The organism is Pseudoxanthomonas sp. JBR18 (assembly GCF_028198165.1).
Lineage (GTDB): Bacteria > Pseudomonadota > Gammaproteobacteria > Xanthomonadales > Xanthomonadaceae > Pseudoxanthomonas_A.
This window is the reverse complement of sequence record NZ_CP116339.1, coordinates 3,219,199-3,231,659: the sequence shown is the minus strand read 5'-3', so window position 1 is coordinate 3,231,659 and position 12,461 is coordinate 3,219,199. Positions and strand designations below refer to the sequence as shown.

Here is a 12,461-nt window from a genome sequence, read left to right as displayed (position 1 = left end):
GGGTCAGACGGCACAGGACGCCCAGGCGCCCGTCAGCCGAGCTCCTGGGCCGGGGAGGCGCGCCGCGCCGCACGGGCATCGCGCCAGTGCTGCACGCGTTGGGAGAAGCGTTCCATGTAGAGATAGATCACCGGCGTGGTGTACAGCGTCACCAGTTGCGAGAGCAGCAGGCCGCCCACGATCGACACGCCCAGCGGCTTGCGCAGCTCCGAGCCGATGCCGTCGCCCAGCGCCAGCGGCAATGCGCCCAGCAGCGCGGCGGCGGTGGTCATCATGATCGGCCGGAAGCGCAGCAGGCAGGCGCGGCGGATCGCATCGTGCGCGCTGAGCCCCTCGCGCCGGGCATCGATGGCGAAGTCGATCATCATGATCGCGTTCTTCTTGACGATGCCGATCAGCAGCACGATGCCGACGATGCCGTCCACCGAGAGGCTGAAGCCGCACAGCATCAGCGCCAGCAGCGCGCCCACGCCGGCTGGCGGCAAGGTCGAAATGATGGTGAACGGGTGGATGTAGCTCTCGTACAGCACGCCCAGCACGATGTAGATCACCACCACCGCGGCGATCAGCAGCCACACCACGTCGGACTGGCTGGAGGAATACTCGGCCGCCTTGCCGATGAACTCGGTGCGCACCGTCTCAGGCAGGTCGAGTTGCTCACGCACTTGGTTGATGGCCGCCACGGCCTGGGACAGCGAGTAGCCCTGGGTGACGTTGAAGGAGATGGTCACCGCCGGCAGCTGTTGCTGGTGGCTGATCACCAGCGGCGTGGTGCCGACCCGGGCGGTGGCCAGCGCCGAGAGCGGAATCGCCCCGCCGCTGCCCACGGTGATGCCGGTGTTGGCATTGCCGATACCGGTGGCCGTGGAGGAGTTGGACGAGGTCACCTGGCCCAGCGTGGTCGCATTGGTGCCGGTCAGCGCGCCGCTGCCGTTGCTGGCGATGGCCAGCTTGTTCATCAGCGCGTCCTGGGTGCGGAACTCGGGTGCCACCTCCAGCACCACGCGGTACTGGTTGAGCGCGGTGAAGATCGTGGAGATCTGGCGCTGGCCGTAGGCGTCGTAGAGCGTGTCGTCGATGCTCTGCATCGGCACACCCAGCGCGCTGGCGGTGTCGCGGTTGACGTCGATCATCAGCGCACGTCCGGCGTTGGCCGCGTTGTTGCCCACGTCCGACAACTCCGGACGCTTGCGCAGCGCGGCGGTCAGCCGCTCGGCCTGGGTCTGCAGTTCGTTGGTATCCACGTCCGAGAGCGAGAACTGATACTCGGTCGCCGCCACACGCGTATCCAGGGTCACGTCCTGCACCGGCTTGAGGTACAGCGCGATGCCCGGGATGTGGGCAACGGATTTCTGCAGGCGGGTGAGCACCTCGTCCAGGCCGTCACGGTCCCCGCGCTCCTTGAGCACGATGCTGATCTGGCCCTGGTTGAGCGTGGGATTCATGCTGCCGGCGCCGACGAACGCCGCCACGCCGGTCACCGCCGGATCCTTGCGCAGCGCAGCCGCCACCTCTTGTGTGCGCGACTGCATCTGCTCGAAAGCCACGGTCTGGTCGGCCTGGACCACGCCGGTGATCAGGCCGGTGTCCTGCTCGGGCAGCAGGCCCTTGGGAATCAGGATGTACAGCGCCACGGTCAGGGCCACCGTGGCCAGAGCCACGATCAAGGTCAGCTTCTGCCGCGCCAGGACCCAGTCCAGGGTGCGCTCGTACAGGCCCACGGTGCGCGACCACAGGTTCTGCTTGCCGGCCGCGGCGGTGCGCTCATGCGCGTCGTCGCCCTCGGGCAGCTGGTCTGGCTTGAGCAGATAGGCGCACATCATCGGCGTGAGCGTCAGCGACACCAGCATCGAGATGACCACCGCGATGGACAGCACCCAGGCGAACTCGTGGAACAGTCGCCCGGTCACCCCCGGCATCAGCAGCAGCGGCAGGAACACCGCGACCAGTGAGATGGTCAGCGACAGCACGGTGAAGCCGATCTGGCGCGCGCCCTCCTCGGCCGCTTCCGGCCCCGACTTGCCCTGCTCGATGTAGCGCACGATGTTCTCGATCATCACGATCGCGTCGTCCACCACAAAACCCGTAGCCACCACCAGCGCCATCAGCGACAGGTTGTCCAGCGACATCCCGGCGAAGGCCATCACCCCGAAGGTGCCCACCAGCGACAGCGGCACGGCGATCGACGGGATCACCGTGGCCCACAGCCGGCGCAGGAACACGAAGATCACCGCCACCACCAGGCCGATGGTCAGGATCAGGGTGAACTGGACCTCGTGCACCGAGGCGCGGATGGTCTCGGTGCGATCGGAGAACACGTCCAGCTTGACCTCGGCCGGCAGCACCGTGCGCAGCTGCGGCAGCATGGCGCGGATGGCCGCCACGGTCTGGACGATGTTGGCGCCGGGCTGGCGACGGATCTCCAGCAGCACCGCCTGCTTGCCATCGGCCCAGGCCGAGAGCTGGTCGTTCTCGACCCCGTTGACCACCTTGGCCACGTCCCCCAGCCGCACCGGCGCCCCGTTCTGGTAGCGGATGATGGTCGAGGCGTAGCCGGCGGCGTCCTCGATCTGGTCGTTGGTGCCGATGCTGTAGGACTGGGTGGCTCCGTTGAGCGAGCCCTTGGGCGCATTGACGTTGGCCTGGGTCAGCGCGCTGCGCAGGTTCTCCAGGGTCATGCCCATGTTGGCCAGCATGGCCGGGTTGACCTGGATGCGCACGGCCGGGCGCACGTTGCCGGCAATGGACACCAGGCCCACGCCCGGGACCTGGGACAGGCGCTGGGCCAGGATGGAATCGGCGTAGCGGTTGACCTCGCGCAGCGGCAGCGTGTCGGAGGTCAGTTTGAGGGTGACGATGGCCGCGTCGGCCGGGTTCACCCGGTTGTAGGTGGGCTGGTACGGCAGCCCGCTGGGCAGCGTGGCCTGGCGGATGGCCGACTGCACGTCCTGCGAGGCCACGTCGATGTCGCGGTCCATCGAGAACTGCAGCACGATGGTGGACAGACCAGCCGACGAGTCGGAGGTCATCATCTCCAGCCCGGAGATCTGCCCCAGCTGGCGCTCCAGCGGCGTGGTCACCAGCGAGGCCATCGTCGACGCGCTCGCGCCCGGGTACTGCGTGTTCACCACCAGGCTGGGCGAGTCGATCTCCGGAAGGGCCGAGACCGGCAGGCTGCGATAACCCAGGATGCCAAGCAGCATCACGCCGATCATCAGCAGCGTGGTGGCGATGGGGCGGCGGATGAAGATGCTGGAGAAGCCCAAGGGAAGTCCGTCCTGTCAGATCGTCGTGGCGACCGCGCCTGCGCGGCGACCCCGCCGCGGGCGGCGGCGGGGCATGTGAATCAGCGCGGGCCGCGGCGTCCGCCGCGCTTGTCGCCCTGCATGGCCTGCTGCAGTTCCTGCTCGGTCGGCTCCGGCGGCTCCTGGCCCGGCTTGAGGGCATTGACCTTGGAGCCGGGCTTGAGCCGGAACTGGCCCTCGGTCACGACGCGCTCGCCGGCCTTCAGCCCCTTGGTGACCACGATATGGGTATCGCCCACCTCCACGCCGGTGGTGACGTCGGTCATCTTGACGGTGTTGTCGGCCTGGACCACATAGACGTAGTCGCTGTCCGGGCCACGCTGCACGGCCTGGGTCGGCACCACCAGGCCGCCGTCCAGCATGTCGACCTGCAGGCGCACGTTGACGAACTGCCCCGGCCACAGTACGTGGTCCGCATTGGGGAAGCGTGCGCGCAGGCGGAAGGTGTTGGTGTCCGCGCCGACCTGGTTGTCGACCACGTCCAGCACGCCGTCATCGGCGATCACGTGCTGGTCGGTGCTGTCCAGCGCGGCGACCTTGGCCGCGCCCTTGGCCTGTGCCTGGCGGACCACGGTCAGGTCCTGCGCCGGCAGGCTGAAGGAGGCGTAGATCGGCTCGACCTGGGTGATGGTCACGATCGTGGACCCGGTGCTGACGATGTTGCCCACGTCCACGCCGCGGATGCCGGCGATGCCGTCCAGCGGCGAGACGATATCGGTGTACTGCAGCTGCACCTTGGCCGCTTCCATCGACGCCTCGGCGGCGGCGACGGCGGCCTGGTACTGCGCGACCAGGTTCTTCTGGGTGTCGATGTCGGTGCGCGCGACATAGGGCGCGTACTTGGGATCGGTCAAGCGTGCGTTGGTATCGCGCGCGGTCTGCAGCTGGGCCTGGTTCTGCTTCTTCGATGCGGCGGCCTGGTCGTAGGCGGCCTGCAGCTCGCGTGGGTCGATCTTGGCCAGCAGCTGGCCCTTCTTGACCGGCTGGCCCTCGGTGAAATTCAGGCTCATCAGGCGTCCGCCGGTCTGCGGATTGATCGTCACCGTGTTGAGCGCGGTCACCGTCCCGGTCGCGTTGCGGTACACCGGCACGTTCTGTGTGGTGACCGGCTCGACGGTCACCGGAACCGGCTTGGTGCTGTCCTCGCCGCCCTGCTTGGCTTCTTCTGCCGCATGACGCTTGCCGCAGCCGCGGACTCCCACCAGCACGACCACCAGCACGACGACCGCCCCAAGGGCGATCTTCCATTTACGCGACATGCACTGACTCTCCGTAGGGGACGGTGTTGCTAGGCAACAACCATCAAGATTAGCGTCTGTGAACGCGCGTGCCTGCATGACTGATGACAGGGGCCACGCCGGATCGAGTCGCCTCGTTCAGCCGCCAGCAGGAATCGGACCGTCGGCGAGACGTCATGTACGCGCCGCCCCGCGCGGGTTCAGCCGTCGCAGCTGGTCAGGGTCAGTCGCTGTCCGGGCTTGAGCGCATAGGCCGGGGCTCGCAGTCCATTGGCCTTGGCCAGATCCTTGAGATCGCAGCGGAACCGGTCGGAGATGCCGCCCAGGGTATCGCCACGGGCCACGCGGTAGTGCCGCGCCTGCGCCGCCTTGGGCTTGGCCGCCTTGGGCGCACCGGTCGCCACCGTCGTCGGCACGCCGATCGGCACGCCACTGACATCGCCCACGGCCACACGCGTCGAAGGCGGCGTATCGCGCTTGATGGCCGCGTCCACCGTGGCGGTGACCAGGGTGTGGGCCAGGTCGGCATGCGGTCCCTTGACGCAGTAGCGGCTATACAGGCTGGCCATGCGCACGCTGCCCTGCAGCGTGGTGCCGGCCGGGATCCAGTCATCGGCCTGGTAGCGCGGATTGAGGTTGCGCAGGGCGCGCATGTAGCCCTCGCGCGTGCGGCCGTTGCCCATGCAGATGGTCAGCTCGTAGATCGAGGCGGTGCGTGCCAGCTTGATCGGCGCCGGCGTGGCGTCGATGCGGGGAAAGACCAGGCCGTACTGCTTGGGGTGCAGATACAGCCAGGCCGCGGCGATGACCATGGGCACGTAGTCCTGGGTCTCGGCCGGGAACTGCGCGTACACATCGGCATCCCAGAAGCTCGCGCCGGGGCGGCTGGCGTAGATCCGCCGTGCGCGCCCTTCCCCGCCGTTGTAGGCGGCCAGGGCGAACTCGATGTTGTGGTTCAGCTCGCCCATGCGCTCGTTCATGTAGGCCGCGGCGGCCTCGGTGGCGGCGTACGGATCAAAGCGCGTATCGAACCCGGTCGCATCCATGCCCAGGCCGAAGCGGCTGCCGGTGGACGGCATGAACTGCAACAGCCCCGCTGCGCCGGCACGCGAACTCACATGGGTGCGGCCGTTGGACTCCTTGGCCATGATCCCGAACAGCAGCGCCTCGGGCAGGCCGGTGGCCTGCCAGGCCGGCAGCATCTCCGGGCGCATGTTCTGGTAATTCTCGTAGCTGTCGATCAGCGCACCGCGCATGTCGGTGAGCCAGCGCCGGATCCCGGCCTGCACTGCAGGATTGAATTCGACCATCGTGTCGAAGGGATGACGCCCGTCGTCCAGCAGGCGCGCGGTCCGGGTCGAGTCGGGCACCTCCGAGCTGGCCGGCACGCTGTGGTCCTGGCCATCGTCCAGCGGATCGGTGCTGTCGCTCTCGCCGACCAGGTCATCGCCGGACACGTCGGAGGCGACGTCCACCTGCTCCTTGAGCAGGCGCTTGTAGGTGGCCAGCAGCGTGTGCATCTGGCAGCCCTTCTGCTTGGCGCAGGCGTCCAGGGTGTCTTCCATGTCCTCCAGGGCCGCATCGCTTTCGGCCTGACCCTTCGGGTCGGCGTTGGAAGTCAGGACCAGCGCGGCGTTGTAGCGCTTCTCGGCGGCCTGCATCTGCTGGGCCAGCGCCTCGGCCGCCGCCTTGTCCCGGGAGGAAATCCGCGCAAGGGCCGGTGACGCCAGGAAAGACAGGGTCAGGACGGCGAACAACGGCACGGCACGGAACGGGAAGGACATCAGGCACACACGGACGCAAAGCGGTCCGGCAGGGTAGCTGCGCACGCGCGCAGGCGGCAAGGTCGTCGGTCATGCGTGGGACATCCTTGGCCCTGCGGCGGACCGGTAAGGACAACTGCGCCTAGAATCGGCCCGACTCCGCGCGAGAACCTCCATGGACCCGATCCTGCTGGGCAAAGGCATCACCGACGACATCCCGGTCCACCTGCTGCCGAAGTTCGGCAACCGCCACGGCCTGGTCGCCGGGGCCACCGGCACCGGCAAGACCGTGACCTTGATGACCCTGGCCGAAGGCTTCTCGCGCCTGGGCGTGCCGGTGTTCATGGCCGATGTGAAAGGCGACGTAGCGGGCCTGGCATTGCCCGGCGACGGCAGCGAGCGCGTCACCGTGCGCGCCGCGCAGATCGGCATCGACGGCTATGCCCCGGCCGGCGCGCCGACCATCTTCTGGGACCTGTACGGCAAGCTCGGCCACCCGGTGCGCACCACCGTGACCGAGATGGGCCCGACCCTGCTCGGCCGCATCCTGGAACTGAACGACACCCAGGCCGGCGTGCTGGACATCGTGTTCAAGTTGGCCGACGACCGCGGCCTGCTGCTGCTGGACCTGGCCGACCTGCGCGCCCTGCTGGGTCTGGTCGTCGAGGAACGCAAGGAGGTCTCCACCCAGTACGGACTGGTCAGTGCGCAGTCGGTCGGCGCCATCCAGCGCGCCCTGCTGCGGCTGGAGCAGGACGGCGGCGAGGGCTTCTTCGGCGAGCCGGCGTTGGAACTGTCAGACCTGATGCGCGTGGACCCGAATGGTCACGGGGTGATCGGCATCCTGGCCGCCGACCAGCTGGTGCTCAAGCCGCGGCTGTATTCGTCCTTCCTGCTGTGGCTGCTGAGCGAGCTGTTCGAGAACCTGCCCGAGGTCGGCGACCTGGACAAGCCCAAGCTGGTGTTCGTGTTCGACGAGGCGCACCTGCTGTTCGACGACGCCCCGCCGGCATTGCAGCAGCGCATCGAGCAGGTCGTGCGCCTGATCCGATCCAAGGGCGTGGGCGTGTACTTCTGTTCGCAGTTTCCCGACGACGTGCCCGACAACATCCTGGGCCAGTTGGGCAATCGCCTGCAGCACGCGCTGCGCGCCTTCACCCCGCGCGACCAGAAGGCGGTGCGCACGGCGGCCGAGACCTTCGTCCCCAATCCGAAGCTGGACGTGGCGCGCACGCTCTCCTCGCTCGGGACCGGCGAGGCCCTGGTCTCGACCCTGCAGGACAAGGGCGTGCCGATGCCGGTCCAGCAGACCCTGATCGCCCCGCCCCGCTGCCGCATGGGCGCGATCACCGAAGCCGAACGCGCACAGGTCCGCGCCGGCAGCCCGGTCGGCATGAAGTACGACACCCCGATCAACCGCGAATCAGCCGCGGAGCGCCTGCTCGACCGTGCCGACACCGCCACCGCGCAGGCCAAGGCGCCCCCCGCCAAGCCCGACGCGCCCGATGACAACGGCTTGGGCAAGATGGCCAAGGACATGCTGTTCGGCACCGGCCGCCGTCAGGGCCTGGTCGAAGCGATGGCCAAGCAGACCGCCCGCACCGTGGGCAACCAGGTCGGCCGGCAGATCCTGCGTGGCCTGCTGGGCGGGCTGTTCGGCGGCAAAGGCCGCTGACCAGCGTTGATGACGCCTCCAGGAGGGATCGGCAATGAGAATGAGGACGCTGGGTTTGCTCGGTCTTGCGGCGTGCTCCATCAAAGTCGCTTTCGCACAGGACACCCATGTCAGTGAATGGCCCAAAGCGCGGCAACCGCAACTTGCCGGCGACTACAGCGGGCAAGTCCGGGACTGGATGACCCGCGACCCGGCCTGCGAATACAAGCGCGCCCGCCTGCAAATCAAGGCGGACAAGCGCTATGTCCTGACCACGCGTTGCGATCGCGGCAAAGGGCGCAAGGAAACCGTGGCCGGCCCGTGGTGGATCGATGAGATCGCGGGGAGTTGCCTGATACTGAATCGAGAACCACCGCTTCGGCACGAAGACGAGCGCTGGTATGGCTTCCGGATCAGCGACGACGCGACATCATTGAGCCAGGACGGCGGTTCATGCACCGCTGCGGACGAGCGCGACAATGGCATGATCCTCAGACGCATTCCCCAGGACGCATCATGACGCCCCGATTCCGCCCGTCCACGTTGCTCATCCCGCTTCTGCTGCTGGCCGCCTGCAAGCCGGACCACACCGAACCGGTCACCGCCACCCCGCCCGCGCAGGACGCCAGCGTGCAGGCGACCCGTCCACCGCCGCTGCCGGAGACCGACGCGGTGGCCGCCGTTGACAACGCCTCGGCCGGTGAAGTCACCGACCAGGCCGGCCGGGTCATCGACGCCAAGGCGCTGGCCGGCACCTTCGAAGGCAACGGCTCGCAGCTGGAGATCGCCGCCGATGGCACCTACCGGCAGACCCTCAAGGCCGCTGGTGCCGAACTGACCAGCGACGGGACCTGGGCGTCGGCCGCGGCGGGGGTGATGCTGCTGGATCCCAATGACAAGGCGGCCCAGGACGTGCGCTTCGACGTGGTGTCCGCCGACGAACTGCGCAGCCAGGACGGGACCTACACCTTCAAGCGCGCGCACTGAGGAAACCTGCGGCAGGCGGCGCCGGAGGAGTTGCCACCCCGACGAGCACGAGGACACAATCGGGTCTTCACAGGGGAAGTAAAAGGATTTAGCCCATGGGCCCGCGCCTGCCTCGCGCCCGCCGCCCGGCGATGCCAGAACCCTTCTGGACTCGCCTGCGCCGGTTTCCGCTCTACCCGCTCCACGGCACGGCGCTGCTCGCGCTGGTGACCTTGACGCTGTGCACGCTGAGCAGCCTGATCCCGGGAATGGGATGGCTGCTGTCCCTGGTCACCTGGGCCGCGATCTACGGCTATGCGTTCGACATCCTGCGGCACACCGCGGACGGGCGCATGGAAGCACCCGAGCTGGTCAATGCATCGCGGGACGGAAGCGTCTGGCGCCTGCTGGCGATGATGATCGCGCTGATCGTTGTGGTCGTCCTGGCCTTCGCCTTCGGTGGCCTGGCGTTGGGCTTGCTCGTGCTGGTGGCCGTCGTCCTGCTGCAGCCGGGCTTCGTCATCTCCCTGGCGATGGACGGCAGCCTCAGGCGCGCCCTCAACCCGGCGGTGGCCGTCGCCCTGGCCACCCGGATCGGCTGGCCTTACCTGGCGGCCTTCGGCGTGCTGTTCGTCATGCAGGCCAGCATGCTCACCGCCAGCCGCTGGGCCAAGGGCCTGCTCCCCCCAGTGCTGGACGAACTGGCACTGGCCGCCATCACCATCTGGGGGCTGTTCGCCACGTTCCACTTCATGGGCTATCTGGTCTACCAGTACCACGAGGTCCTGGGCTATGAACCGGACGCGCACAACGACCTGGACCTGATCCGCGACGCGCCCGACCAGCGCCTGCTGGAAGATGCGGAGCTGCACATCCGCGAGGGGCGCAACGACACGGCACTGGAGATCCTGCGTGGCGAAGTGCGTTCGCGCGCCGTGGGGCTGGAGGTGCACGCGCTCTACCAGCGCCTGCTGGCCAGCAGCCACCGCAGCGAACAGCGGCTGGAACACGCCCGCCAATACCTCACCGCCTTGCTTCAGGCCGGACAGGACCGGCAGGCCCTGGCCCTGCTGCGCGAAGCCCTGCAGGCCGATCCGGACTTTGTCCCATTGACCGTCGAGCAGGCCTGCCAGCTCGCCGCGCGTGCGCAGCTGACCGGCCAGGCCCAGCTTCAGGTCGACTTGCACCTGGCCATGCTCAAGGCCTGGCCTTCGGCGCCGGAGGCCCCGCGCTGGGCGCTGGACACCGCGCTGTTGCTGGCCGAACGCTTTGGGCGCGACGCCCAGGCCTCGGCGCTGCTTGACCAGACGCTGGCGCGCTGTGAGGACGAAGAACAACGTCGCCGACTGCTCGCCGCCAAGGCCGCGATCGATGGCCTGCCCGCCGCCCCCCAGATTGCCCGGGCCTGAGCGCCGCACCCGGCGCGGTACTCAGGCGTTGTCGAGCAGAAAGCGCGCCTTGTGCGCCTGCGGGACGTCGGGAAAGCGTTCGATCAGCAGGCTCAGCAGCCGCTGCTGCCGGGCCTGGCCCTGCAGGTCGTCGTGGGCCAGCGCCACGCGCAACCACAGCCCGGCCTGGTCCTCGGCGGACAGGTCCGACGCGCCTTCGAGCAGGCGCTCGGCGGCCTGCCACTGGCCCAGCGCCGCCCAGCGTTCGGCCAGGCCGGCGCGGACCTCGGCGGGCAGGGCTAGAGACTCCTGTTCCAGCACATGCACCTGCGCCGCGGCCTGGGCCTCATCCAGCGCCCGCAGCTTGAGCAGATCGACCGCGCGACGACCCGCGCGCACCGCATCGCCGGCATTGCGCGCGACCCGATAGCGGGCCAAGGCCACCTCGAAGCGCGCCGGCTGCTCGGCGGCCAGCGCCTCCAGCAAGCGCTCGGCCTGGTCGTTCTCCATGCGTCCCATGTGGATCTGCGCGCGCCCCCAACGATCATCAGGACCTGCCGCGGTCGGCTCGACATCGTCCCGGATGAATCCATCGCGCCTGCGGCCCGCGGCCACCAGGGCAGCCCCCATCAAGGCGCCACAGAGCAGGCCGCCCGCGTGGGCGTCGAAGGCGACATGGCTGTCCCCGCTGCCGAACAGGTTGTAGACCTCCCAGCCCAGCCACGCCGGCAACAGCCAGATGGCCGGCGCCCGCACGTAATCGAACACCACCACGAACCAATAGAAAAAGCGGACCGGCTGCCGGCCCCACACCACGCAGAAGGCGCCCATCATCGCGGCAATCGCCCCGGAGGCCCCCAGTCCGGCACCGACCTCGCCCGCACGCCACAGTAGGCTGGCCGCGCTGGACCCCAGTGCCCCAAGCACATACACCGCCAGCATCAAGGTCGGGCCGATGGCCCCTTCCAGCAGGACACCGATGGCCAGCAGGAACACCATGTTGCCCAGCAGGTGCAGCACCCCGGCATGGAGGAAGGCCGAGGACAGCATCCTGCGCGGCGACCATTCGCCATGGCGCAACACATGGCGATCGGTGAACACCCGATGCATCCGCTGGTCGTAGCCGGCACGCGCCTGCCGCCACTGCGCCTGTTGGTCAGCTTCGATCAACTGGCCTTCGCGCAAGGCGCGCTGGAACGGCAGGTCGTATTGGGTGGTCTGCGCCACCGCAGCGGCCCTGGCCGGCGCAGCGAGGTCCTCCAGTGCGGCCGCCTGCGCGCCCCGGCCATGCTCGCGCAGCCAGTGCGTGTAGGCGTCGCCCTCCACCTCGGCCAGGCCGGACTGCGCGTAGTAGGCGTACGCCGACGCCAGGCGCTCGGTATCCCCGGCTTGCCAGCCAACGAAGACCAGCACATTGACCAGAACCAGCAGCACGGTGGCCCAGGGCAGGTTGCTGCGGTTCAAGGGTTTGTGCAGTGGCAGGATCAACATGCGTGACGTCCTTGGTGTCATCGGCATCGGGCCGGACGCAGCTTCGACGATGGCCACGCCACGGCACAAGTGCTGCCCCGCGTAAAATCCGGACGTTCATCCATCCGATTTCACCGCATGAGCCGCTGGCGCCCGCCTGCCGAAAAAAGCACCGCCCTGATCACCCCCGCCGGCCACGCCGCACTCAAGGCCGAGCTGGAGGACCTGTGGCGCGTGCGCCGGCCCGAAGTGGTCAAGGCGCTGGCCGCCGCCGCGGCCGAGGGAGACCGCTCGGAGAACGCCGAGTACAGCTACCGCAAGAAGCAACTCGGCGAGATCGACCGCCGCGTGCGCTACCTGAGCAAGCGCCTGGAAGCCCTGCGCGTGGTCGATACCGCGCCAGCCGACCCGCAGGCGGTGTTCTTCGGCGCGCAGGTCGAGCTGGAGGACGCCGACACTGGCGAGCTGGCCCGCTACCGCATCGTCGGCCCGGACGAAACCGATGCGGCCCTGGGCCACATCAGCATCGATTCGCCGCTGGCCCGGGCCATGCTCAAAAAGCGCGTGGACGACGAGTTCGAAGCCGCCCTGCCCGGCCGCACCGGCAGCTTCGTGATCGTCGCGGTGTCCTACGCGCCCACGGCCTGAGCGCCCACACCAGCCCACCGGCGGGACGC

9 protein-coding genes are annotated in these 12,461 nt (G+C 68.6%); 5 read left to right on the top strand and 4 right to left on the bottom strand.

What is annotated here, in order from left to right; genetic code table 11:
* Positions 1–32: 32 nt before the first annotated feature.
* From PJ250_RS14580 to PJ250_RS14570, 3 genes are all read right to left on the bottom strand, one after another.
* On the bottom strand, positions 33–3,266 hold the full coding sequence (locus PJ250_RS14580) for an efflux RND transporter permease subunit (RefSeq protein WP_271645294.1): 3,234 nt from the start codon (positions 3,264–3,266) through the stop codon (positions 33–35).
* Between the two features lie 80 nt (positions 3,267–3,346).
* Complete coding sequence (locus tag PJ250_RS14575) at positions 3,347–4,564, bottom strand: efflux RND transporter periplasmic adaptor subunit (protein ID WP_271645293.1); 1,218 nt, start codon at positions 4,562–4,564, stop codon at positions 3,347–3,349.
* Between the two features lie 179 nt (positions 4,565–4,743).
* Entirely contained in the window at positions 4,744–6,327 is a 1,584-nt protein-coding gene (locus tag PJ250_RS14570) for a transglycosylase SLT domain-containing protein (protein WP_271645292.1), read from the bottom strand.
* A 115-nt stretch (positions 6,328–6,442) separates the two neighbouring features.
* Between PJ250_RS14570 and PJ250_RS14565 the strand changes: the two genes are divergently transcribed.
* The 4 genes from PJ250_RS14565 (at position 6,443) to PJ250_RS14550 (ending at position 10,335) form a co-directional block, all read left to right on the top strand.
* The gene (locus tag PJ250_RS14565; protein ID WP_271648660.1) at positions 6,443–7,981 is read left to right on the top strand and encodes a helicase HerA-like domain-containing protein; all 1,539 of its coding nucleotides are present in this window, start codon (positions 6,443–6,445) and stop codon (positions 7,979–7,981) included.
* 40 nt (positions 7,982–8,021) lie between these two features.
* Positions 8,022–8,480 carry a hypothetical protein gene (locus tag PJ250_RS14560; RefSeq protein WP_271645291.1) on the top strand — a complete coding sequence of 153 codons (459 nt, stop codon included), beginning with the start codon at positions 8,022–8,024 and terminating at the stop codon, positions 8,478–8,480.
* The gene (locus PJ250_RS14555; RefSeq protein ID WP_271645290.1) at positions 8,477–8,947 is read left to right on the top strand and encodes a hypothetical protein; all 471 of its coding nucleotides are present in this window, start codon (positions 8,477–8,479) and stop codon (positions 8,945–8,947) included. Before PJ250_RS14560 ends, PJ250_RS14555 begins: the two co-directional genes overlap by 4 nt.
* Before the next feature lie 95 nt (positions 8,948–9,042).
* Positions 9,043–10,335 carry a tetratricopeptide repeat protein gene (locus PJ250_RS14550; protein WP_271645289.1) on the top strand — a complete coding sequence of 431 codons (1,293 nt, stop codon included), beginning with the start codon at positions 9,043–9,045 and terminating at the stop codon, positions 10,333–10,335.
* Between the two features lie 21 nt (positions 10,336–10,356).
* Here PJ250_RS14550 and PJ250_RS14545 read toward each other — a convergent pair whose 3' ends face one another.
* Positions 10,357–11,805, bottom strand: coding sequence for a rhomboid family intramembrane serine protease (locus PJ250_RS14545; RefSeq protein ID WP_271645288.1), 1,449 nt, complete (start codon positions 11,803–11,805; stop codon positions 10,357–10,359).
* Positions 11,806–11,922: 117 nt separating this feature from the next.
* Here PJ250_RS14545 and greB point away from each other — a divergent pair, with 117 nt between their 5' ends.
* Positions 11,923–12,432: a transcription elongation factor GreB gene (greB, locus tag PJ250_RS14540; RefSeq protein WP_271645287.1), complete on the top strand. Its 510-nt coding sequence runs from the start codon at positions 11,923–11,925 to the stop codon at positions 12,430–12,432.
* Positions 12,433–12,461 lie beyond the last annotated feature (29 nt).